Here is a 307-nt window from a genome sequence, read left to right as displayed (position 1 = left end):
CGCGAGCTGGCCGCAGCCATGCGCTCCAATATGCGTTGCTTTTCCGAGAGCGCTGAAAATGGAATTGGCGTATTCAACGTCGGCTCTTTCTCCACCTGCCATGATCGAAAGCGATGCTTCAGCCGCACCGACCGTTCCGCCTGAGACTGGCGCATCAAGGTATCGAATACTCCGCTCATGGAGCCTTGAGGCATGGGAACGAGCTTGTTCAGGCGGAATCGAACTCATATCAATGACTAGGCTGCCCGCCGAAATTGAATCCAGAACACCTTCTTGCATTAATACTGACTCGACCACCTCTCCTGTT

1 protein-coding gene is annotated in these 307 nt (G+C 53.7%); it reads right to left on the bottom strand.

The window, feature by feature from the left end:
• On the bottom strand, positions 1 to 307 hold a 307-nt coding region (locus tag A3750_RS04820), incomplete at both ends, for an NAD(P)-binding domain-containing protein (RefSeq protein ID WP_231871716.1).

Source organism: Oleiphilus sp. HI0079 (assembly GCF_001635105.1).
This window is presented reverse-complemented; position numbering and strand designations above follow the sequence as displayed.